Below are 21,279 nucleotides of genomic sequence, written 5' to 3' on the forward strand. Positions count from 1 at the left end.
CGTCCGGTCACGACGGGTGGGGTACCTGTTGTCTGCGATGCATAGATCGGGCACGCTTTACCCGTGACGACACACGGTGACGCGGTCGGACCGTCGGCCACGCCCGCCGTAGCCGACGCTCCCCTGACAAAAGCCCAGACCAACGGTGGTCCGGCCAGGTCCGCCGGATCCTCCGGTACGCCCACAGCCTCCCCAACCGCACCACCCCCCGAGCCGGAATCGATGGCAAAGACAGGCGAACCCGAGGAACGAGGCACTACCGCGCCCTCCGAGCCCCCGGAGGCGTCGGCACCCCTCGCCCCGGAGACGGACGCCGCCCCGCAACCCCCGGCGGAGCCCGAGCCCACCGCCGACATGACCGCCACCGAGGCGCCCAACGACGAGACCGCGGACGACGACGCGGCTGCCAAGGTCACCACTGAGCATGACGCCACCGGCGAGGCCCCGACCGAGCAGCTCGGCGAGTCCGTCGACTCGCCCGCGGACCCCTCCGCCCAGCCGGACCCCTCCGCTGAACCGGACGCCACCGCACAGCCGGACCCCTCCGCTGAACTGGACGCCACCGCCCAGCCGGATGCCGGCGGCGACGGGTCGCCGTCGACGCCGGAGTGGCCGCCGGCCGCCGCCTCCACCAGCGGCAACGTCGTCACCACCCAGACCCGTCCGGCCACCCTCGACGACCTCGGCCCCCGCTCCGCCAGGGAGAGCGCTCCCGCGACCACACCCGCGATGGCCGCCCAGATCGACGCGACCGTGCCGGCCCCCACGACCGGCCGGACCGAAGCGACCGGCACCACCGCCCCGGTCGAGCCGCCACCGGCCGTCGGCCGCCTCGCCACCGCGCTGTCCCAGCTCCGCGCGACGATCGGCGGCACGACGTACCCGCTGGTCATGCCCTCGGCCGAGGAGGCCCGGCGGGTCGGCGGCGCCCTGGTGTCGCAGCTGGACGACTATCTGCTGCCGCGGCTGGCCCGCCTCGACGCCCCGCTGCTCGTGGTCGTCGGCGGCTCCACCGGTGCCGGCAAGTCCACACTGGTCAACAGCCTGGTCCGGGCCCCGGTCAGCACCGCCGGCGTGCTGCGCCCCACCACCCGGTCGCCGGTGCTGGTCAGCCACCCCTCGGACGCGTCGTGGTTCCGTAAGGGCGAGTTGCTGCCCGGCCTGACGCGTACCGCGGAATCCAGCTCCGACCCGCAGACCTTGCAGCTGGTGTCGGCGCCGGCGCTCGGGCCCGGGCTGGCCTTCCTCGACGCCCCCGACATCGACTCGGTCGTCGACCGCAACCGGCAACTGGCGGCGCAACTGCTGGCCGCGGCGGATCTGTGGCTCTTCGTGACCACCGCCGCGCGCTATGCGGACGCCGTACCGTGGGAGCTTCTGAAGACGGCCCGGTTGCGCGGCACCGTGATCGCGCTGGTGCTGGATCGCGTGCCCGCGGAGGCCGCCGGGGAGGTCTCCGCGCACCTGGCGGAGATGCTGACCCATCACGACATGGGCGCCGCGCCGCTGTTCGTGCTGCCGGAGACCAGGCTGGACGGTCAGGGGCTGCTGCCGGAGGACGCGACGCGGCAGCTGCACGATTGGTTCGCGCAGCTCGCGGCCGACGCCAATGCCCGGTCCACGGTGGTCCGCCAGACGCTCGACGGCGCGCTCGCCGCTCTCGGACCGGCCGTCGAGGGGCTTGCGGCCGCCGCGGACGAGCAGGCCGTCGCCGCCAAGGCGCTCGACGAACGGGTGACTCTGGCCTACCGCAACGCCCGCCGGACCATGGAGGAGGGCCTGCGCGACGGCCGGCTGCTGCGCGGCGAGGTGCTCGCCCGCTGGCAGGAGTTCATCGGTACGGGCGAGTTCCTGCGGACTCTGGAGTCACGCATCGGCCAGCTGCGGGACCGGCTCGTCGCCGCCGTCACCGGCCGTCCGGCGCCCGGGCGCAATCTGCGGTCCGCGCTCGAGTCGCAGCTGGTCACGCTCTTGCGGGGGGTCGCGTCGGATGCGGCCGAGAATGCGTACTCGTCCTGGCAGGCGCACCCCGCCGGGGCCGAGCTGCTGGAGCCGGCGCTGCAGAAGCCCTCGGCGGACCTGCCGCAGCGGGCCGAGCGCGTGGTTCGCGACTGGCAGCAGTGGGTGCTCGAGCTGGTCCGCACGGAGGCCGCCGACAAGCGCGTCGTCGCCCGCGGGGCCGCGTACGCGGTCAACGGCATCGGCCTGGCCGTGATGATCGCGGTGTTCACCTCCACCGCGTTCATCCCCACCGGTGCCGAGGTCGCGGTCGGCGCGGGCACGACGGTGGCGGCGCAGAAGGTGCTCGAGGCGATCTTCGGCGACCAGGCGATCCGTACCCTCGCCGCCCGGGCGCGCGGGGAACTGGTGTCCCGGGTTAACGTGCTGCTCGACGCGGAGGCGGCCCGCTACACGGACCGCACCGCCGCGGTGGGACTCGAGCTGGAACCCGGTGCCACCCTGCGGCGGGCCGCGGCCGACGTGGAGCGTGCCAGGGAGGAACTCGCGTTGACCGGGACGCCGTCATGAGCCTCGTCGAGAAGGTGAAGCGCGCCCTGGGCGGCGACGACCGTGTCGACGCCGAGCAGCTCACCGAGCGGCTGAACGCGCTGCAGCGGTTCCTGCGCGTCACCGACCCGTACCTTCCGGACAACGACCTGGTCGCCGCGCACACGTTGGTCGAGCGGGCGGGCAGCCGGCTGTCGTTGTCCCAGGACCACACCGTGGTCGCGCTGGCCGGCAGCACGGGCAGCGGCAAGTCCAGCCTGTTCAACGCGCTCGCCCGCCTGAAGCTGTCGCCGGTGGGCGTACGCCGGCCGACGACCGGGGTCGCGCATGCCTGCGTGTGGGGCCCGCTCGAGCCGGCCAACCGGCTGCTCGACTGGGTCGGCGTCCTGCCCCGGCACCGGTTCATCCGGGAGAGCGCGCTCGACGCCGACGACGAGGCCGCGCTGCGCGGGCTCGTCCTGCTCGACCTGCCGGACTTCGACTCCGTGGAACGCGGCCACCGGCTGGAGGTGGACCGGCTGCTCGGCCTGGTCGACCAGGTCGTCTGGGTGGTCGACCCGCAGAAGTACGGCGACCGCATCCTGCACAACGCCTACCTGCGGCAGTTCCGCTCGCACGCCGACGTGACGATCGTCGTGCTCAACCAGGCCGACCGGCTCTCGCCCGCCGACACCGACCTCGTGCTCACCGACCTCAAACGGCTGCTCGACGAGGACGGCCTCACCGGCGTGCCCGCGATGGCCACCTCGGCGAAGCAGCCGGGCATGCTCAACGAGCTCCGGGCCGCGCTGGAGAAGACGGTCGCGGAACGGCAGGCCGCCCTGCGCCGCCTCGCCGGCGACCTCGACACCGTCGCCGAGCAGCTCGCCGCCACGATCGGGCCGCCGGCCGCCGAGGACGAGGTCGACCGCGCGACCGTACGCCAGCTCAGCGACGCCCTCGCCGCCTCGGCCGGGGTGCCCGCGGTCGCCGCCGCCACCGAGGGCGCGTACCGGCACCGGGCGATCGCCAGCACCGGCTGGCCGCTGCTGCGGGGCGTACGGAAGCTGCGGCCGGACCCGCTCAAGCGGCTGCACATCTCCTCGGAGAAGCCGGCCGAGGACGGACCGTCGCAGGAGCTCGTACCCGTGTCACGGACGTCGCTGCCCGAGGCCGACGCCGCGCAGAAGTCCGCGGTCGGCCTGTCGGTCCGCGCCGTGGCCGCGCGGGCGGCGGCGCCGATCCCCGAGGTCTGGGCCCCGGCGCTGAACACGGCCGCCCGGTCCCGGCTCGGCGACCTGCCCGACGCCCTCGACCGGGCGGTGGCGAAGACCGATATCGGCATGAGCCGCAAGCCGTTCTGGTGGACGGCGGTCGGACTGCTGCAGTGGCTGTTCACCATCGCCGCCGTGGTGGGCCTCGGCTGGCTCCTCGCCGGGTACGCGGTCCGCGCCCTGGGCCTGCCCGCCTTCGACAACCCGAAGGTCGGCGAGGTGCCGCTGCCCACATTGCTCCTGCTCGGCGGCCTGATACTCGGGTTGCTGCTGGCGGTGCTGCTGCGCCCGATCGTCAACGTGGGCGCCCGACGCGCGGGCCGGCGGGCCGAGCAACGGCTGCGCGCGTCGGTGACCGAGGTCGGGCGTGAGCATGTGGTGGCACCCGTGCGCGAGGTGCTGAACGCGTACGCCCAGGCCCGGGAGGCGCTCACCGTCGTCCGTTCGGAATAGGGCCTCCACGCTGCGGTACCGGTAGGCTCGGCGGCATGGCGGCACCTCAGAACCCGTACGACGCGGTCCTCCACGCCGCCCGGGACGTGGCGAAGCTCGGCTGTGCCCTGGACGCTGAGATGCTGGGCACCGCCCTGCTGGGCAGCGTGTATTCGGTGGCGGAGACCGACCGCGCGTCGGCGGTCCGCGAGTTCGTGGGCCAGTTCCTCGCCGTCACGAGCCGCCGCCGCACGGCCTCGGCCACGACGATCCGCGAGGTGTTCGCGGCGCTCGTGCCGGACGCGGAGGGCGCGGCCCAGGTCAAGCGCGGGGCACAGTCCCCGCCGTGGGTCGCCCGGCTCGGCCGCGTACGCCCCACCGGCTGCTACGCCTACGGCGACGTGTACGGCGACCAGACGTCCTATCTGGTCACCTTCGAGTACGACGACGCCGAGGAGGGCGGCCCGGAGCACGCGGTCGTCGCACTCGTGGACCACAACATCGGCATCACCAAGGACATCTTCGTCGGCGGACCCGCGGACCGGATCCTCGGCCAGGTCCGGGAGATGTGCGCGGGCGACGAGCTCACCTGGTTCCGCGAGGAGGACCCGGGCCGGCTGCGCGCCGAGGTCAGCCGCCACCTCGAGATCACCGACGACCTCACCGACCTGCCGCAGGACGGCAACCTGGCCACCGACCACACGCTGGCGACCGCTCGCCTGGCCCTGCTGCCGCGGGCCACCGTGCCGCCGCTGCCGGAGCCGCCGGAGCTCAGCGGCCCCGACCGGGAGCGACTGCTGCGGGACTTCCTCGGTTCGCCCGAGGCGGCCCGCTTCGGCCTGGATCGGGTCTCCGCCGACGACGAGCTGGCGTCGCTGCACTTCTGCCTCAGCCTGCTGCTCGACCACGCGGCCGGCCTGCCCGACGGGGATCCGCTGCGCTGGAGCCCGGCCGTCGCCGGCCTGTTCCTGCTCGACTGGGTCCACCGCCGGGCCGTGCTCGACATGGACGACGCCGCGATGCTGCCCCGGGTGACCCGCGCCTGGTCCGCGTACGCGATGCGCAAGAAGGGCCTGCCGGAGGCGGCGGCCGAGCAGACGGACACGGTGGTGGAGGAGATGATCCCCGAGTTCGCGCGCCTCTACGCCACCGGCGAGAAGCGCAGCCCGGCGACCGCGGCGGTGGCCCAGCTGATCTCGGAGGGCGTCGACCCGAACGATCCGGAGGCCATCGACGCCTGGATCGAGACGAACCGCCACCGCCTCACCGACGACTCCTGAGCGGCGTTCACCACCGGTTGGTGTGGTCCGGGTCGGCGTGGTGCCGGCCCGGTCGCGAGCTGCGCTGCAGGGCGGCGTTGTAGCTGCCACCGGTCCGGTGCATGCTCTCGGCGCGGTGGCTGCCCCGGTAGGCCCGCGCGTCCGCCGTCCGGTGGTGGCGGTGGCTGTTGTGCGTACGGTCGGCGTCGGCGGCCGACTTGACGTTCTGCGGGCGTTCGGCCATGGCGGACCTCCGGCTGGTGTCGGACCGGGCCGGCGCGGCCCAGCGGTGACTGACGATCTTCTTGAGGCGCTTCGGCTGCTCCGCGCGCCGCGTTTCCGTGACGGTCGACCGGCGGCCGTGCCGGCCGGTGGGCTCGATGTGGACGGTGACGATGCGCCGCCGTCCTTCCTGGTGGTGCGACCAGTGCGCGCGGTGGTTGGCGTCCTCGCACTGCTTGTGGGGGGACCTGTCGGGGCGGTGGTGGTGGGACGGCCGCGAGGAGCACTGGGAGCGGTCGGCGCACCACGGCGGGCGGACCGGCTCCACCGGCGGCAAATCCGGATCGTCATCCGGATCCTGGGGATCTTGACCTTGATCTTGGTCCTGGTCCTGGTCCTGATCGCCGGAGTCGTCGTCGCGTCCCCAGCCGTCGTCGTTCTGCCAGCCGTCGTCGTCGCCCTGTGAGTCGTCGCCATCGCTGTCCGAGCCGCCGTCGGCACCGCCCTGCGAATCGTTCCCGTCATCGCCCTGGGAACCGTTTCCGTCATCGCCCTGGGAATCGCCGCCGTCGGCATTCTGCGGATCGTCGCCGTCGTTCTCCTGGTCGACACCACGGCCGTCGTCACCCGTGTCCGGATCGCTGCCTCCGACGCCTGGTCCGGATCCCCCTGCCCCTTCGTCCGATTCGTCCCTATGGAGAGGCCGGTGCGACTTACCGGGCTTCGCGGCCCAGCCCGCCGGTAGGCCGCGGCGGTGCGTTCCCTCACCCTCGGCCGACCGGTGACGGGTGCTCCCCGCGTACCCGGAAGGTCGGGTCTTTCGGTTCTGGGCCTGTCCCTGGATCGGTGGCCCCGGCGAATCCGTGCCGGCCGACGACGGCGGGATCCGCACCGGGCCGCTGGAGGCCGGCGGAATGAACGGGACGTCCGTGACGGTCGACCCGCCGTCCGCGAGTTCGTTCGAGCCCGCCGTGATCGCCGCGAGGGTCGGCAGCGACGCCAGGCCGACGAGCATCACCACGAGCAGCACATAACGCCGGGTGGGTCCGGTTAGCCCCTCCGCGCTGTAGACGCCGTTGAGGCGCTTGCGCAACACCTTGATCGGTGGCACGAGCCCGTCGTCGTTCGGCTGCTGCGACACTGCCGGAACCCTCCCCAGAGTCGAGATCCCGATGGATCCGTCGGCTGCAGTGGGGAACGACGCATAGGGCTTTTCGCAGCGGCGCCCATCGTCCGTTCAGACGGAAGTGAGGGTACGAAAACCTCTTATACGGACAAAAACGGGCACCGATGCGCCAGCAATATTTTGGATCTGTGATCGACCTGACCTGTGGCGCCACTCACGTTCTCTGCGAGGATGGTGGCGACGGCACCGCCGCCGTTGGCCTGCGTACCAAGCGGGGTGCGGTGGGGGTCGTCACTCCCCGGCGGGGTCTGCAACCCCACCGAAGGACCGCGCGGCAACCTCACCCGGGCCAGGCGCGGCGCACCAGCGGTCAGCCGCGCGGACGGGCAACACCCGCCGTGGGCGCAGAGATGAACAGGGAGACACGGATGGCGAACGACGAAAGCCACGGCGGGGTGGACGCCCCGGCCGGCGGCTTCGTTCAACTGCTGACCCCCGACGGTGAGCACGTCGACAGCGTCACCACGCCGGAAGGCGTGACGTATTCGGTCGACTTCACCGACGACGAGTACCGCGAGCTGTACAGGGACCTCGTCACGGTCCGGCGCCTGGACGCCGAGGCGACCGCCCTGCAGCGGCAGGGCGAGCTCGGCATCTGGGCCAGCCTGCTCGGTCAGGAGGCGGCACAGGTCGGCTCGGGGCGCGCCCTGCGGCCCCAGGACATGGCGTTCCCGACGTACCGCGAGCACGGCGTGCTCTACACCCGCGGGATCGACCCGATCATGCCGTTCGGCCTGTTCCGGGGCGTCGACCAGGGCGGCTGGGACGCGAACAAGTACAAGTTCAACGGCTACACGATCGTCATCGGCTCGCAGACGCTGCACGCGACCGGCTACGCCATGGGCGTGACGATGGACGGCAAGACGGGCAGCCCGGACGGCGAGGCGGTCATCGCGTACTTCGGCGACGGCGCCACCAGCCAGGGCGAGGTCAACGAGTCGTTCGTCTGGTCCGGCGTCTTCAACGCGCCGATCGTGTTCTTCTGCCAGAACAACCAGTACGCGATCTCCGAGCCGCTCGAGCGCCAGACGCGCATCCCGCTCTACCGGCGCGCCTCCGGATTCGGGTTCCCCGGCGTCCGTATCGACGGCAACGACGTCCTGGCCACCTTCGCGGTGACCCGGGCAGCGCTGGACAACGCGCGCAACGGGCAGGGCCCGACGCTGATCGAGGCCTACACCTACCGGATGGGCGCGCACACCAGCTCCGACGACCCGACGCGCTACCGCATCGCCAGCGAGGTCGAGTCCTGGAAGGCTAAGGACCCGATCAGCCGGCTGAAAGCGTTCCTGACCAAGCAGCAGCTGGCCGACGACACGTTCTTCGGCGAGGTCGACGACAGCGCCCGCAAGCTCGCCCTCGACCTGCGCGAACGCGTCCTGGCCATGCCGGACCCGCAGCCGGTCACCCTGTTCGACAACGTCTACCCCAACGGCTCGCCCGAGGTCGACGCGCAGCGCAAGCAGTTCGCCGACTACCAGGCCTCGTTCGAGGGGAGCGCCCACTGATGCCCGAGACGATCACCCTTGGCAAGGCCCTGAACCACGGCCTGCGCCGCGCCCTCGAGAACGACTCCAAGGTCGTCATCATGGGCGAGGACGTCGGCAAGCTCGGCGGCGTCTTCCGCATCACCGACGGCCTGCAGAAGGACTTCGGCGAGGACCGGGTCATCGACACCCCGCTCGCCGAGGCCGGCATCGTCGGCACCGCGGTCGGCCTCGCCATCCGCGGCTACCGGCCGGTGTGCGAGATCCAGTTCGACGGGTTCGTGTTCCCGGCGTACAACCAGATCGTCGCCCAGGTCGCGAAGATGTACTACCGCTCGCTGGGCAACGTACGCATCCCGATCGTCATCCGCATCCCGTACGGCGGCGGCATCGGCGCGGTCGAGCACCACTCCGAGTCGCCCGAGGCGTACTTCGCGCACACCCCCGGCCTCAAGGTCGTGACGTGCTCGAACCCGGCCGACGCGTACGCGATGATCCAGCAGTCGATCGCCTCGGACGACCCGATCGTCTTCTTCGAGCCGAAGCGCCGCTACTGGGAGAAGGGCGAGGTCGATCTGGACCTCGACCTGTCGACGGCGTACCCGCTGCACGCCTCCCGCGTGGCCCGCGAGGGCACCGACGCGACCGTGATCGCCTACGGCCCGATGGTCCGCGTGGCGCTCGACGCCGCGACGGCGGCGCAGGAGGACGGCCGCAACCTCGAGGTCATCGACCTGCGCACGCTCTCCCCGCTGGACCTCGGCCCGGTCTACGACTCGATCCGCAAGACGGGCCGCGCCGTGATCGTCCACGAGGCCCCCGGCAACCTGGGCATGGGCGCGGAACTCGCCGCCCGGATCACCGAGGAGTGCTTCTACTCCCTGGAGGCGCCGGTCCTGCGGGTGACGGGCTTCGACGTGCCCTACCCGGCGGCCCGCGTCGAGGAGGAGTACCTCCCGGACCTGGACCGGGTCCTGGACGCCGTCGACCGCGCGTTCGGCTGGTGACGCGGATGTCGCGGATCAAGGAGTTCACCCTGCCCGACCTCGGCGAGGGCCTGACCGAGGGCGAGATCCTCGCGTGGCTGGTCAAGGTCGGCGACACGATCGAGCTGAACCAGCCGATCGTCGAGGTGGAGACGGCGAAGGCCGCGGTCGAGATCCCCGCGAAGTGGGCGGGTGTCGTGACCCGGATCTTCCACGAGGCCGGCACGACGGTGGAGGTCGGCGCGCCGATCGTCGCGATCGACACCGACCCGTCGGCCGGCCCGCTGCCGGAGGACGGGGATTCGGCCGGGCCGGATCTGCCGGCTCCGTCGGCCGAGTCGCTCGCCGCGGTGGAGGTCGCGCCCGCGGAGGGCGCGGTCGAGCCCGGCCTGATCGGTGGTCCGGCTCCGGGTGGCCGCACGGCTGTGCTGGTCGGATACGGCCCGCGCACGGTGGCTGCCAAGCGCCGCGCCCGCATCGGTACGCCCACAGCGTCGCCGACCGCGGCACCGGCCACCCCGCCTCCGGCGGCTGTCGCCACTCCTGCGCCGGCTCCCGCTCCTGTGGCATCGCCGGCGCCGGCGGGTCCTTCGGCTGTTCGGGCCGGTGGGCCTGTTCTTGCCAAGCCGCCGGTGCGGAAGCTGGCCAAGGACCTCGGTGTCGACCTGCACTCGCTGGTCGGCAGCGGCCCGCTCGGCTCGGTGACCCGGGACGACGTGCAGCAGGCCGCCGCGGCCGCCCTGGCCCCGGCTCCTGCCCAGGCCCCTGCGGTCAACGGCACGGCGGCGGCTGTCTTCGACGCCTCGCGCGAGCAGCGGATCCCGATCAAGGGCGTCCGGAAGCTGACCGCCGAGAACATGGTCGCGTCGGCGTTCACCGCGCCGCACGTCACCGAGTTCCTCACCGTCGACGTCACGCGGTCCATGAAGTCGCTCGAGCGGCTCAAGACCCGGCCGGAGTTCCGCGACGTACGGGTCTCCCCGCTGCTGTTGGTCGCCAAGGCCGTACTCCTCGCGATCAAGCGTCACCCGATGGTCAACTCGACCTGGTCGGGCGCGACGAACGAGATCGTGGTCAAGGACTACGTGAACCTGGGGATCGCGGCGGCGACCGAGCGCGGCCTGATCGTCCCGAACATCAAGGACGCCGGCCGGCTCACCCTGCGGGAACTGGCCGACGCTTTGAACGGTCTGGTGCAGGTCGCGAAGTCCGGCAAGACGCCACCGTCCGACATGTCCGGTGGGACCTTCTCCATCACCAATGTCGGCGTGTTCGGCGTCGACACGGGTACGCCCATCCTGCCGCCCGGCGAGTCCGCAATCCTGGCATTCGGGGCGATCCGCCCGATGCCGTGGGTCCACAAGGGAAAGATCAAGGTTCGCCAGGTCACCACCCTGGGCCTCTCGTTCGACCACCGCATCGTGGACGGCGAACTGGGCTCCAAGTTCCTGCGCGACATCGGCGCCTTCCTCGAGGACCCCGAGGGAGCGCTACTCTCCTGGACGTAGCTTTCATCGGCAGGAGGCTTACCGAACCTTAGATTATTAGGCAGGTAAGCGACGTCACCCCCTAGATCGTTGGCAGCCTGTGTTCCGGCGCGGTTCAATAGATGCAGCGCCGAAACACAGGCACAACGAGACGAAGGCCCACAAGGCCAGGGGAGTGAGCAGAAATGAGCACCATCGACCGCATTCGGGCCCGCCGGCACGCCAAGCGCGAAGCCCGCGCCATCGAGCGCGCGTTGAATGCCGCCCCGACGCAGTCCATGCGCAACGAGATCGCGATCTTCTCGCAGCAGCGCGTCTTCTGATCCGAGGGACGGCAACGTCCTACCGCCCGCGTCTTCTGATCGCCTCCCGATCGACGCGGCACCCGAGGCCCCGACCGGTGCACAGGTCGGGGCCTCGTCGTGTCCCGGCCGGCTGCTTGGGTCCTCCTGCTTGCTTCGCCGGCTCGTTGCTCGTGCCCCCTGCCTCGCTCGGGAACCCCGCGCGGATGGTGCGGCGCTGCCTTATTCAGCCGGCCCGAGCCGCTTTCACCCGCCTAGCTCGATTCGTCCCGCTCGGCTTGAATCGCCCTGTCCTGCCGGCCGAGACGGCTGCGCCCGGCCACCGTGGGCATGATCACGTTCGGTGGTTTCGCGCTCGGTCGCCCGCTCCGGACGGCGTACACCGGGATTCCGACAGTCGGCCTCGACCGGTACGGTTGGGCACGGTCACCGCCCCGGCTCGGCCGGCCGGGCGTAGTGACCAGGGTCACGCCCAGCTCTGCAAGGTCGGCCGCGTCCGTGCATAAGCTGGCACGGCCGACAGCCATGGAGGAGGCGGATATGACGTCCGAGGGCCAGCAAGCCGGCCACCAGCCGGGGGCCACGTCGGGCGGCGGAGCCGAGCCGTTCGGCACCGACGGCTTCCCGCTGGACGCATTCCCGCCCGACACGGACGGCCCCCGCCCGTCCGACCGCGGTCCGTCGTACCCCCACGCCCAGGATTCGTTCCCGAGCGCGTACGCCCCGCCGCCCCCATCGACCCCCAACGGCGGCTCGCCGTTCGTGGTGCCGGCGGTGCCGCCCGCCGGGCAGGGCCCGGGCCCCGCTTTCGGCCCCGGGGCCGCGAAGTTCTCCTCGGCCGGATCGGCCCGCGTTCCTTCCCAGGACGGGCCCGGGACGCCCCCGCCAGGTTTCCCGCCCGGTCCCGGCACGCCGCCCGCGGCCTTCCCGCCCGGACTCGCCGGCCCTGACACCCGGCCTCCCGGCCCCGACGCCCGGCCGCCCGCCTTTGACGCCCGGCCGCCCGGTCCCGGCGGCGCCGACTCCCCGCTCCCTGGTCCTGCCGGCTCCGCGCCGCGTCCCGCACAGCCGGCCGGTTCCTCCTTCGGTTCGGCGAACCCCTATGCCTCCGGACCCTCGCTGGGCTCGCCGCCGCAGCCCGCGAGTCCGCCGTCCGGTCCGGCCGAGCAGTTCCCGCCGAGCGCTCCTGGTCTGCCCTCGCGCGGCGCTTCCCCCCTGCCCTCGCGCGACGGCTCCGCGTTGCCCACCCGCGAACCTCTGCCCTCCCGCCAGCCCTCGGACCTCGGTGGCGCCGCCCAGGCCACGGCCGGTCCGGGACAGTCACGGCAGGAGGAACCCCCGTCCTCGGCCTGGGCCCCGCCGCCACCCGCAAAGCCGTCCACCGAGAGCAGCCCGTTCGAGCCGCAGCCGTTCCGGCAGGCCTCCGGTGGCCAGCTCCCGCAGCGCTCACCGGGCGTCGCCGGCGGGCCGCTCTCCGGTCCGGTGGGCGAGTTCAACGGCTTCACCCCGGTCCGTACGCCGCAGCAGCCCGAGAGCCCCCGCCGCATCCCGTTCGAGCGCGCCGCCGACGCACCCGCCGACCAGCAGTCGTCCGGCCGTCCTCCCGGGGTGTCGGCCTTCGGCGACCAGCGCGTCCGCGTACCCGGCGCCACGTTGACCGATCTGCCGGACGGCCCGCCCGTCGCGAACGGTCCCACCCGTGGCGGTGCCCCGGACAGTGGCTTCCCCGTACGCGGCCAGGCCCCTGAAGGCGCAAGCTTCCCGCTCCGCGGCTCGTCGTCGGGCGACACCGGCAGCTTCGCCGGCCGCAAGGACGCGGCCGCCTTCACGAGCCGCAACGATCCCGCCGCGGCCGACCTCAACGCCCCGTCCGCCGGATCGACCGCTCCGGAGTCCGACCTGGTCGACAACCGCGACCATTCCGGCGCCTTCGGCGACCCGGCCGACGCGCGCCCCTTCGGCGACCGCGAGGCAGCTTCCTCGGGCAGCCGTGACGAGGGTTCGTTCGGCAGCCGTGACGAAGGTGCATTCGGCAGCCGTGACGAAGGCGCATTCGGCAGCCGTGACGGAGGTGCATTCGGTAGTCGCGATGGCGGCTCCTTCGGAAGCCCGGACGGCCAAGGCGGCCGCGACGACCGGCCTGGCAGCGGTGGCCAGGGATACCCGCAGCGAGTGCCGGGCGCAGCCCTGAGCACCGGCGGGGCACCTGTCGCCACCGAGCCGCGAAGCCCGGCAGCAGTACCGCAGCCCCGCGATGCCGCCGAGCAGCCCGATCCGGGCATCGACCGTGCCGCTCCGGTCAAGGGTTCCGCCCGGCCGGTGTCGGCCAGCGCCTCCGTACCGGTGGCGAGCCGCGTCGCCCCGATGGACGCCGAGGAGGTCCCGCCGCCGTCACCGGCGCCGCAATCCCGCGTCTACGGCCGTCCCGCCGCGCCCGAACAGGACGAGGACGGCGCCCGTCCGAGCTCACCCTTCGACGGCGGCGAGGAACGCCCCGGCGGCACGCCGTTCGGCGCCGCCCCGACGTCGGGTGGGTTCGGTAGCGCACCGGCTTCCTCCGGCTTCGGGAGCGCCCCCACATCGGGCGGCTTCGGCAGCGCACCGGCCTCCGGTGCATTCGCCGCTCGCCCGGGCACCTCTTCGGCGTCCCAGGTTCCGTTCGGCCAACGCCCGGACGCCACCGACGACCCGGGTCCCTTCGGCCAACGCACCGACGCCGACGACCAGCGCCTCTACGGACAGCGCACCGGCGCCGACGCGTCCGAGGACCAAGGTCCCTTCGGCCGGCGCACCGACTCCGACGCACTGGACGAGCAGCTTCCCTTCGGTTCGGGTACCGACTCCGACGGGCCCGGTGACCGACGGGTCTACGGCCAGCGGACCGAGGGCGGCGCACCCGACGGGCAGCGCGTCTACGGGTCGCCGTCCGGTTCGGACGCTTCTGGTGAGCAGCATCTGTTCGGTCCCCGGCCGACGTCCGGCACTGGTTCCTCCCCTGCGGCCGCCGGCTCGCGCCCGGTGAGCGGCGGCTTCGGCGAGACGCCGGACGGCGACGACGCCGAGGGCCGGTTCGACGAGCAGCCCGCCCAGGACCGCTTCGGCCCACCGCCCAGCCGGCCCGGAACGTACGGCACCCCGGCATCCGGCCGGCCCGAGAGCGCACCACCCGCCGACTCGGCGTTCGGTGCGGCAGCTGGTCCGTTCGGGTCCGCGCCGACGTCCGGCGGCGCCGACCCGTCCGGACGGGTCTCGGGCCGCGCGACGGCCAGCGCCCGCGTGGCGCCTCCAGGCCAGCCGTTCACTCCGGCGCCCGGCTCGCCCGCACCACAGCCCCTCGACGGCGGGGACGGCCCGGACCCCGCGGCGTTCAGCGAGTTCACCACCGACATCGCGGGTCGGGGCCGACCGGGGCAACCTGGCCAGTCGGGCCCTGTCCCCAGCAGCCCCGCAAGTCACCCCGGCCCGATCTCCGGCGGCCCGGCAGGCCAGCCCGGCCCCGTCTCCGGTGGTCCGGGGCGGCCCGGCCACTACGGCCCGGCCCCCAGCAGCCCCGCAGGCCACCCCGGCCCGATCTCCGGCGGCCCCGCAGGCCACCCCGGCCCGATCTCCGGCGGCCCGGCGGGTCAGCCCGGCCCGTTCCCCGGGAGCCCAGCCGGACCCGGCCACTACGGCCACGTCCCGGGCAACCCGTCGGCCCGCACCACACCCCCGGACTACGCCGAGCACACCACCGACGTCGCGGGTCGCGGCCAAGGGCAGGACCAGCCGTACGTGCCCGCTCCCGCCCTCCCGGCCATGCACGCCGCACCACCGCTGGAAAACGGCTTCCCGCCGGCGCCCGACGCCACCCAGCCCTTCGGTGAGCGACCGCGGATGGGCGGCGTCTTCCCCGGCCCGGCGAGCCGTGCCACGGTCGCACCCCCCCCCGATCCCGAGCAGACGGCGAGCTGGCCGGGCAGCCCCGAGCAGTCGTTCAAGCCCGAGACGACGCCGGCCGCCGAGCCGGCCAAGTCCGAGACGCCACATGTACGGATGCTGCCGGTGCTCCTTGGCGTCATCCTCGGCGCAGGTCTGCTGGTCGGGTTGACGTTCGGCATCACGTGGCTGATCGCCCGTGGTTCGGATGACGGTGGCTTCTCCGTGAGCATCGGCGACTGCGTCAAGCGGGACGGAGCCGAGGCGGTGACCGCGAAGTGCGGTGATCCCGGCTCTTACGAGGTGACGTCGATCGTCGACGCGAAGGAGCAGTGCACGGACCCGGGCCAGCCGTACGTGCTGAACCCGACCGGGGACAACAAGACCAAGGTGCTCTGCCTGAAGCAGCGCGGCTGATTTCCGCGCCGGGTTCCGGCCCGGCGCGGAAGGGAACCGCGAGCGGAGAGGCGTCGGTCACCCCGGCCCGATCCGGCGAAGATCGTCAGGCACGATGGCCTCATGAGTGCGCGCGTACGGGCTCCCGAGTTCCGGGCCGGACGTTTGCGCTCGGCGTCACGTCCTCCTGGATGAGATCAAGCGGACGGAAAGTCAAGCCGCCTGCTCCCCAGCCCGATTGCGCGAGTTGCATCAGGCGCTGGCCGAAAGCTCTGTGCCGGCTCAGGACACGTACCCGCCCCTCACATCGATCATGCGCCGTTCCGCCTGGGCTACGGCTTCGACCGCCCAGCGGCGTTCTTGGCTCGGCCTGGCCATACGCGAGGTATGGGTGTCCCGTGGTCAGCGAGGCAAGCGGTTCGATCCACAAACGCGCCTGCGCATCGACTGGATCACTCAGCAGTGATCAGCGCCTCGTTCCTGATGCCCCGCAGTCCGCCGTCTTCCAGGCAATATTGGCGCATGACTGCACGCGTGCGGGCGCCCGAGCTGCGGGGCCGGGCCTGGTTGAACACTGGCGGCAAGGAGCTCAAGCTCGCCGACCTTCGAGGTCGACTGTTGGTGCTCGACTTCTGGACGTTCTGCTGCATCAACTGTCTGCACGTCCTCGACGAGCTGCGGCCGCTCGAGGAGAAGTACGGCGACGCCCTCGTCGTCATCGGCGTGCACTCCCCGAAGTTCGAGCACGAACGTGACCCCGAGGCCCTCGCCGCCGCGGTCGAGCGGTACGGCGTGCACCACCCCGTCCTCGACGACGCCGACATGGTCATGTGGCAGCAGTACGCCGCCAAGGCCTGGCCCACGCTGAGCGTCATCGACCCGGAGGGCTACGTCGTCGCCTCCATGGCCGGTGAGGGTCACGCCGAGGGGCTGTCCCGGCTGCTCGACGAGCTGATCGCTACGCACGGAGCAAAGGGCACCCTGCACCGGGGTGACGGTCCGTACGTGGCGCCGCCCGCCGATGACACGCTGCTGCGCTTCCCCGGCAAGGCCATCGAGCTGCCCAGCGGCAATCTGCTGGTCTCGGATTCGGCGCGGCATTCGCTCGCCGAGCTGACCCCGGACGGCGAGATCCTGGTCCGCCGGATCGGCACCGGGCAGCGGGGCCGCGCGGACGGGCCCGCCGACGCCGCGACCTTCTCGGAGCCCCAGGGTCTGTGCCTGCTGCCCGACAACCGCACCGTCGTCGTCGCCGACACCGTGAACCACCTGCTGCGGGGCTTCGACCTGGAGTCCGGCGAGGTCACGACGCTCGCCGGGACCGGTCGGCCGTGGCGGTCCGCGGACGACGACGGGGTCTCGCTCTCGTCGCCGTGGGACGTCGCCTGGTTCGAGGGCCGCGTCATCATCGCCATGGCCGGCATCCACCAGTTGTGGTGGTTCGACCCGGAGCGCGGCACCACGGGCGTCTACGCCGGCACGACCGTCGAATCCCTGCGGGACGGCCCGATTCCGGATGTGTGGATGGCTCAACCTTCAGGGCTTTCCGCGTACGGGGAAAAGCTGTGGATTGTGGACAGCGAAACCTCAGCGCTGCGCTGGATCGAGAATGGGGAGATGCACACCGCGGTCGGTCAGGGGCTCTTCGATTTCGGCCATGTCGACGGTTCGGGCAAGGAGGCGTTGCTGCAGCACCCGCTGGGCGTGAGCGCGCTGCCGGACGGTTCGGTGCTGGTCGCGGACACCTACAACGGTGCCGTGCGCCGCTACGACCCCGAATCCGGTGACGTGTCCACGGTGGACTCGGGCCTGGCCGAGCCGAGCGACGTCCTGCTGACCGGCACGGGCGACGTGTTCGTGGTCGAGTCCGGCGCGCATCGTCTCGTACGGTTGGCGCCGGGTGCGGTCACGACCGTCGAGGGCGAGCGGCACCGCACCGAGCGTCCGCCCTCGCTGCTCGCGCCGGGCGACGTGACCCTCGACGTGGTGTTCACGCCTGCGCCTGGTCAGAAACTCGACACCACGTACGGCCCGTCGACGCGGCTCGTCGTCTCCGCCGCGCCGCCCGAGCTGCTGCTGGAGGGTGAGGGGACCGGCACCGACCTGTCGCGGCGGCTGGTGCTGAACCCGGCCGTACCCAAGGGGATTTTGCAGGTTGTCGCGCAGGCCGCCACGTGCGACGCGGATGTGGAACACGCGGCGTGCCATCTCACCCGCCAGGACTGGGGTGTGCCGGTCGTGATCGACCCGGCCGGGCCCGACCGCCTGCCGCTGATCCTGCGGGGGCTCGACGCCTGAGCTTCCTCATCCGTGAGAGGCTTCACTACCTGGCAGTAACCTACGGTGCCGTAACCTGGAGATCGTGACGACCTCGACCCCGTTCCGGATGAAGCCTGCCGATCTCGGCAAGCCGCGGCTGCGCGGCCGGTTGCACCAGTACGCGTTCTTCGTCGCGCTCGTCTGCGGCGTCGTCCTCTGCTCGATCGCCGCCTCACGTCCCGGGGTCTGGCCGCTGCTCAGCTGTTTGATCTACAGCCTGACGGTGTGCGGGCTGTTCGGGATCAGCGCGCTGTATCACCGGCGGGTCTGGGGTGAGCGTGGCTACCAGGTGATGCGGCGGCTGGATCATTCGATGATCTTCATCTTCATCGCCGGCACCTACACGCCGTTCTGCGTCCTGCTGCTCGACTCGGCCAAGGCAACGCTCATGCTGACCCTGATCTGGGGCGGTGCGGTCGGCGGGGTCGCGCTCAAGAGCATCTGGCCGCACCTGCCGCGCTGGGTCGGTGCGCCGCTCTATCTGGCCCTGGGCTGGGGCGCCGTGGCGATCCTGCCCGACATCATGCGCAACGGCGGGGTCGCCGACCTCGTGCTGCTCGCCACCGGTGGCTTGATCTACAGCGTCGGGGCGGTCTTCTACGCGCTGCGCCGGCCCAATCCGTGGCCGACGGTCTTCGGCCACCACGAGTTCTTCCACGCCTGCACCCTCGTGGCCGCCATCTGCCACCACATCGCCATCTACTTCGCGCTCTATGCGTGAATTCCGGGTCGGGTCGCTGCATGCGTACGACACCGGGGGCGGCGGCCTTCCGGTCGTGTGGCATCACGGCACGCCGAACATCGGCACCCCGCCCGGCCCGTTGCTGCGTCCGGACCTCCGGTGGATCTCGATGAGCTGGGCCTCGAACGGTTCGCCGTGGCCGGCCACTGCGGTGCAAGCTCGCACGCCCTCGCCTGCGCCGCCCAGCTGACCGGCCGGATCCTGGGCGTGGTGGCGATCGCCGCGCTCGTCCCGTTCGACGCCGAGGGGCTGGACCGGTTCGCCGGCATGGGGTCCGCCGGGGTACGCACCCTGCGTGCGGCCGCGGATGGCCGTACCCCCGAAGCCGGTGACGATCTCGACTTCACGGCCGCGGACCGGGCGATGGTCGACGGGCCCTGGGCCTGGTTCTCCCAGGTCGTCGAGCCGGGCTCGGCCAGCTGCGGATCGGCCCCGGCGAGGGGCACATCTCGATCCTGAATCACGCCCCGACCGCGCTGGATTGGCTGGTGGCGCGGGCGTCGTAGGCGTCCCGGGCCTCGACGACATCGGCGATATGGTTCTCGGCCCACTGCTTCAACGCGTCCACCAGGCCGAGCAGGCTGCGCCCGAGCGGGGTCAGCTCGTAGTCGACGCGAGGCGGCACGACCGGGTGGACCGTACGGGTCACCAGCCCGTCGCGTTCGAGGCCACGCAGGGTCTGGGTGAGCATCTTCGGGCTGACGCCGGGGATGCGCTGCGCCAGCTCGGTATAGCGCCGGGGGCCGATCTTGAGCGCGCCCACGATCAGCACGCTCCAGGCGTCGCCGATGCGGTCGAGCACCTGGCGGCTGGGGCAGTTCCGGTCGTACACGTCGGCTTCCACCTGCACACTATCCCTCAGGTGAGTACTGCACTTCAAGGTGCTCACTCTCTATCGGGAAGTGATCTGCGACCTGGTCAGTTGTCCCCGTACGGTGGCCGACCGGCCCCCGAACGAGCACTTGAGGAGATCACCATGACCATCGTCGTCACCGGGGCCACCGGGAACTTCGGCCGTCTCGCCGTCGAGGCGCTGCTGCGGCGCGGCGTACCCGCCGGCCAGATCGTGGCGGTCGGCCGCGGGGTCGAGAAGATCCAGGATCTCGCCGACCGCGGTGTGGTCGTCCGGAAGGCCTCATACGACGACCCGGAGTCGCTGCGGGCGGCCTTCGCCGGCGCCGACAAGCTGCTCTTCGTCTCCGGCAGCGAGGTCGGGCAGCGCGTGCCGCAGCACCTCAATGTCATCGCCGCCGCCAAGGACGCCGGAATCAGCAAGATCGCTTACACGAGCGCGCCGCACGCCGACACCTCGAGCATGATCCTCGCCGGGGAGCACCTCGCGACCGAGCGAGCGCTCACCGAGTCCGGCATCCCGTCGGTCTTCCTGCGCAACGGCTGGTACCTGGAGAACTACGACCTCAAGGGCGCGCTCGAGCACGGCCTCTACGGCGCGGCCGGCGAGGGGAAGATCAGCATCGCGACCCGGGCGGAGCTCGCCGAGGCTGCGGCGGCGGCCGTCGTCGCGGACGGCATCGACCAGCAGGTGTACGAGCTGGGCGGCGAAGGCGTGACGCTGGGCGAGCTGGCCGCCGAGGTGTCCCGCCAGTCCGGCCGTGACGTCACGTACACCGACCTGAGCCCGGAGAAGTACACGGAGTTCCTGGTGAGCGTCGGACTGCCCGAGGCGTTCGCCGCCGTCCTGGCCGACTCCGACAAGGGCGCGTCCGCGGGCGCGCTCTACACCGGCACCGAGGATCTGCAGAAGCTCCTCGGCCGCCCGGTGACCCCGCTCGCCGACGCGGTACGCGCCGCCCTGGCCTGAGTAGTGCGTTGAGGGGGCGCTCCTGGCGCCCCCTCGAGGTCACGCGCCGTACGGCGGCGGCGGCGGGGCCTGGCGCCGCGTCTCGTGGTACTCCTCGACGACCTGACCGTCGTTGCGCACCACCGGGCGCTGCTCGACGACAGTGGTCGGCCGGCGCCGGCTGTTCCAGTACCAGACCGTGATGATCAGGCCGACGAGTCCGGCCAGCATCAGCACGTAGCCGACGATGTGGATGTCGAGACCGCTGATGTCCGCGTTGACGGCGAACGCGAGGATCGCGCCCAGCGCCAACAGAAAGATGCTTCCACCGATGCCCATCGGGACCTCCCTGGCTCGTGGCTGCCGCTCCGAGCCGCGGCAATACGTCGATCCGGTGTCTACCCAGACGGGCGGAAGCTCAATCAGGCATGCTCTTGCCATGAGCGCACGTACCCTCGTCCTGCTCCGCCACGCCAAGGCGGAAACCCCCGGTGAGCTGCCCGACTTCGAGCGCCGACTGACCGACCGCGGGCGGGCCGACGCGGGCGCGGCGGGTGCTTGGCTGGCTGCGGAAAATCTTCGCCCGGATCTCGTGCTCTGCTCGCCGGCGACCCGCACGCGGCAGACGTGGGATGCCGTCGCCGCGGCACTCGGTGGAGGTGATGCGCCGGAGGTCCGCTACGAGGACGGCCTGTACGCCGGCGGCCGCACGGAGGTCGTCGACCTTCTCCGCGACGTGCCCGACTCCATCGGCATCGTGCTGATCGTCGGCCACAACCCGACGGTCTCCGATGTGTCCATCCTGCTCCGGCCGGACGGCTACGCGGTGTACGAGGGCCTGAAGACGGCCGGCATCGCCGTACACCGGACCGAAGCGTCGTGGTCGGCCACCGAGCCCGGGTCGATGGCGCTCGTCGCGGAGCACACCGCCCGGGCCTGAGCGCACGAAAAACCGGCGGACGCCCTTGTCCGCCGGTTTTCCGT

At 72.2% G+C, this 21,279-nt stretch carries 16 protein-coding genes; 13 read left to right on the forward strand and 3 right to left on the reverse strand.

Features of this window, described 5'->3' with window-relative positions; translation table 11 throughout:
• The first annotated feature begins 729 nt into the window (after nt 1-729).
• Genes ACIBO8_RS00430 through ACIBO8_RS00440 form a run of 3 tightly spaced genes read left to right on the forward strand, consistent with a single transcriptional unit; the run spans nt 730 to nt 5,473 of the window.
• Nucleotides 730-2,529 carry a dynamin family protein gene (locus ACIBO8_RS00430; RefSeq protein ID WP_396113840.1) on the forward strand — a complete coding sequence of 600 codons (1,800 nt, stop codon included), beginning with the start codon at nt 730-732 and terminating at the stop codon, nt 2,527-2,529.
• Nucleotides 2,526-4,214: a GTPase gene (locus ACIBO8_RS00435; RefSeq protein WP_396112942.1), complete on the forward strand. Its 1,689-nt coding sequence runs from the start codon at nt 2,526-2,528 to the stop codon at nt 4,212-4,214. The genes ACIBO8_RS00430 and ACIBO8_RS00435 overlap by 4 nt, the downstream gene beginning before the upstream one ends.
• A gap of 35 nt (nt 4,215-4,249) precedes the next feature.
• Nucleotides 4,250-5,473: a hypothetical protein gene (locus ACIBO8_RS00440; RefSeq protein ID WP_396112943.1), complete on the forward strand. Its 1,224-nt coding sequence runs from the start codon at nt 4,250-4,252 to the stop codon at nt 5,471-5,473.
• A 7-nt stretch (nt 5,474-5,480) separates the two neighbouring features.
• On the opposite strand, the gene ACIBO8_RS00445 is transcribed toward ACIBO8_RS00440, so the two are convergent.
• Nucleotides 5,481-6,815, reverse strand: a complete 1,335-nt coding sequence (locus tag ACIBO8_RS00445; RefSeq protein ID WP_396112944.1) for a hypothetical protein — start codon at nt 6,813-6,815, stop codon at nt 5,481-5,483.
• A gap of 413 nt (nt 6,816-7,228) precedes the next feature.
• On the opposite strand from ACIBO8_RS00445, the gene pdhA reads away from it, so the two are divergent.
• The 8 genes from pdhA (at nt 7,229) to ACIBO8_RS00485 (ending at nt 18,953) form a co-directional block, all read left to right on the forward strand.
• A complete protein-coding gene (gene pdhA / locus ACIBO8_RS00450) occupies nt 7,229-8,368 on the forward strand; it encodes a pyruvate dehydrogenase (acetyl-transferring) E1 component subunit alpha (RefSeq protein ID WP_396112945.1) in 1,140 nt (379 codons plus the stop codon).
• Nucleotides 8,365-9,354 carry an alpha-ketoacid dehydrogenase subunit beta gene (locus tag ACIBO8_RS00455; protein ID WP_396113841.1) on the forward strand — a complete coding sequence of 330 codons (990 nt, stop codon included), beginning with the start codon at nt 8,365-8,367 and terminating at the stop codon, nt 9,352-9,354. Before pdhA ends, ACIBO8_RS00455 begins: the two co-directional genes overlap by 4 nt.
• Nucleotides 9,355-9,359: 5 nt before the next feature.
• Nucleotides 9,360-10,841 (forward strand): dihydrolipoamide acetyltransferase family protein, encoded by a 1,482-nt coding sequence (locus ACIBO8_RS00460; RefSeq protein ID WP_396112946.1) that lies wholly within the window; start codon nt 9,360-9,362, stop codon nt 10,839-10,841.
• A 164-nt stretch (nt 10,842-11,005) separates the two neighbouring features.
• Nucleotides 11,006-11,143 (forward strand): hypothetical protein, encoded by a 138-nt coding sequence (locus ACIBO8_RS00465; protein WP_396112947.1) that lies wholly within the window; start codon nt 11,006-11,008, stop codon nt 11,141-11,143.
• Between the two features lie 519 nt (nt 11,144-11,662).
• Nucleotides 11,663-15,454, forward strand: a complete 3,792-nt coding sequence (locus tag ACIBO8_RS00470) for a hypothetical protein (protein WP_396112948.1) — start codon at nt 11,663-11,665, stop codon at nt 15,452-15,454.
• Nucleotides 15,455-15,955: 501 nt separating this feature from the next.
• Complete coding sequence (locus tag ACIBO8_RS00475; protein ID WP_396112949.1) at nt 15,956-17,731, forward strand: NHL domain-containing thioredoxin family protein; 1,776 nt, start codon at nt 15,956-15,958, stop codon at nt 17,729-17,731.
• A gap of 64 nt (nt 17,732-17,795) precedes the next feature.
• Complete coding sequence (locus tag ACIBO8_RS00480; protein WP_396112950.1) at nt 17,796-18,473, forward strand: hemolysin III family protein; 678 nt, start codon at nt 17,796-17,798, stop codon at nt 18,471-18,473.
• Between the two features lie 120 nt (nt 18,474-18,593).
• Nucleotides 18,594-18,953 (forward strand): alpha/beta fold hydrolase, encoded by a 360-nt coding sequence (locus ACIBO8_RS00485; protein ID WP_396112951.1) that lies wholly within the window; start codon nt 18,594-18,596, stop codon nt 18,951-18,953.
• A gap of 1 nt (nt 18,954) precedes the next feature.
• On the opposite strand, the gene ACIBO8_RS00490 is transcribed toward ACIBO8_RS00485, so the two are convergent.
• Nucleotides 18,955-19,344 (reverse strand): winged helix-turn-helix transcriptional regulator, encoded by a 390-nt coding sequence (locus tag ACIBO8_RS00490; protein WP_396112952.1) that lies wholly within the window; start codon nt 19,342-19,344, stop codon nt 18,955-18,957.
• Nucleotides 19,345-19,470: 126 nt separating this feature from the next.
• Between ACIBO8_RS00490 and ACIBO8_RS00495 the strand changes: the two genes are divergently transcribed.
• Entirely contained in the window at nt 19,471-20,316 is an 846-nt protein-coding gene (locus tag ACIBO8_RS00495; protein WP_396112953.1) for an SDR family oxidoreductase, read from the forward strand.
• A 39-nt stretch (nt 20,317-20,355) separates the two neighbouring features.
• Here the strand turns inward: ACIBO8_RS00495 and ACIBO8_RS00500 are convergent, their stop codons facing one another.
• Entirely contained in the window at nt 20,356-20,634 is a 279-nt protein-coding gene (locus tag ACIBO8_RS00500) for a DUF6458 family protein (RefSeq protein ID WP_396112954.1), read from the reverse strand.
• A gap of 100 nt (nt 20,635-20,734) precedes the next feature.
• Here ACIBO8_RS00500 and ACIBO8_RS00505 point away from each other — a divergent pair, with 100 nt between their 5' ends.
• The gene (locus ACIBO8_RS00505; RefSeq protein WP_396112955.1) at nt 20,735-21,235 is read left to right on the forward strand and encodes a SixA phosphatase family protein; all 501 of its coding nucleotides are present in this window, start codon (nt 20,735-20,737) and stop codon (nt 21,233-21,235) included.
• Nucleotides 21,236-21,279: the final 44 nt, after the last annotated feature.

The organism is Actinoplanes sp. NPDC049681 (assembly GCF_044465265.1).
Taxonomy (GTDB): Bacteria; Actinomycetota; Actinomycetes; order Mycobacteriales; family Micromonosporaceae; genus Actinoplanes.

Coding starts and splice junctions, on each gene's coding strand:
- ACIBO8_RS00495 (WP_396112953.1), top strand. CDS start 19,471: ATGACCATCGTCGTCACCGGGGCCACCGGGAACTTCGGCCGTCTCGCC.
- ACIBO8_RS00500 (WP_396112954.1), bottom strand. CDS start 20,634: ATGGGCATCGGTGGAAGCATCTTTCTGTTGGCGCTGGGCGCGATCCTC.
- ACIBO8_RS00460 (WP_396112946.1), top strand. CDS start 9,360: ATGTCGCGGATCAAGGAGTTCACCCTGCCCGACCTCGGCGAGGGCCTG.
- ACIBO8_RS00430 (WP_396113840.1), top strand. CDS start 730: ATGGCCGCCCAGATCGACGCGACCGTGCCGGCCCCCACGACCGGCCGG.
- ACIBO8_RS00470 (WP_396112948.1), top strand. CDS start 11,663: ATGACGTCCGAGGGCCAGCAAGCCGGCCACCAGCCGGGGGCCACGTCG.
- ACIBO8_RS00465 (WP_396112947.1), top strand. CDS start 11,006: ATGAGCACCATCGACCGCATTCGGGCCCGCCGGCACGCCAAGCGCGAA.
- ACIBO8_RS00505 (WP_396112955.1), top strand. CDS start 20,735: ATGAGCGCACGTACCCTCGTCCTGCTCCGCCACGCCAAGGCGGAAACC.
- pdhA (WP_396112945.1), top strand. CDS start 7,229: ATGGCGAACGACGAAAGCCACGGCGGGGTGGACGCCCCGGCCGGCGGC.
- ACIBO8_RS00440 (WP_396112943.1), top strand. CDS start 4,250: ATGGCGGCACCTCAGAACCCGTACGACGCGGTCCTCCACGCCGCCCGG.
- ACIBO8_RS00475 (WP_396112949.1), top strand. CDS start 15,956: ATGACTGCACGCGTGCGGGCGCCCGAGCTGCGGGGCCGGGCCTGGTTG.
- ACIBO8_RS00435 (WP_396112942.1), top strand. CDS start 2,526: ATGAGCCTCGTCGAGAAGGTGAAGCGCGCCCTGGGCGGCGACGACCGT.